The sequence below is a fragment of the Streptomyces mayteni genome, from assembly GCF_054783955.1.
Map to the genome: position 1 here is coordinate 1 of NZ_BAAGPR010000271.1, position 994 is coordinate 994.

Sequence of the window (994 nt, forward strand, 5' to 3'; positions counted from 1 at the left end):
CGGCGCCGGGCGCTGGCGCGCCCGTGCCTGTGCCCGGCAACGCCGGGCCAGTTGCCGCGCCGCCGGCGCCCGGCGCCGTGCGCGCCGATGCCGGCTCCGCCGGCACGAGTACGCCGCCGGTAGGTGGCAGCCTGCCCGGCGCCAGCCCGGCTGGCGCACCACCGGTGCCCGGCGCGCCGCAGGCACCCGGCAGCGGGTGGCCCGCCAGCCCCCCGCCGAGCAACGCCGCAGGCACCGGCACCCCGAGCCACAACAGCTCCGCACCGCCGGTGCCCGGCATTGGGTGGCCCGCCAGCCCGCCGCCGAGCAGCGCCGCAGGCACCGGCAACGCCGGCCCCTTCGGCCCGGCTACGCCGCCGACAGGCGGCAGCCCGGCCGACGCCAGCCCGGCTGGCACACCACCGGAGCCCGGAAACGGGTGGCCCGCCAGCCCACCGCCGAGCAGCGCCGCAGGCGCCGGCAACGGCTCGGCTTGGTCGGATGTGGACACGTCCGGGAGTGGGCCGTCCGTCTGGGATGGGACGGACACGTCGAGCATCGGCGAGGAGGACGTGTCCGTGGCGCCGCCGCAGACCGTGTTCGCCGCGCCGTTGGTCGTGGAGGAGGAGGCGGACCGGCCCGCGCCCGCCTCGGAGGCGAGGACCGCGATCCTGCCGAGTGGCAGCGCCCTGCCGCCCACGGCCATCCACCGGACGCCCGGGGCGCGACCGGCGAACGATCTCGCGTCGGCCGACACCGCCAAGTCCGCCCGTCCCGAGCCCACGCCGCCACCGCCGCCACCGGCGCCGGAGGCCCCCGCCGCAGGCGGTGGCGTCAACTACGTGCCGACGCAGGCCGTTTCGCCGGAGATGGTGGCCTCGCTGCGTCGCACGGTCAACAAGCCGGCCGGCGGCGGCCCCGTGCAGCCGCCGCCCCCACCGCCGCCCGCCAGGGCCGGCGGCTCACCGCCGTCGCCTTCCGCGCCGCGAGGCGGCTGCGCCTCGCCCAGCGCCCC

The 994-nt window shown here is 80.1% G+C and carries 2 pseudogenes; one reads left to right on the forward strand and one right to left on the reverse strand.

Features of this window, described 5'->3' with window-relative positions:
• Nucleotides 1-490: pseudogene (locus ACYVPE_RS39840) on the reverse strand (hypothetical protein); the annotation flags it as partial.
• Between the two features lie 67 nt (nt 491-557).
• Here ACYVPE_RS39840 and ACYVPE_RS39845 point away from each other — a divergent pair.
• Nucleotides 558-994: pseudogene (locus ACYVPE_RS39845) on the forward strand (hypothetical protein); the annotation flags it as partial.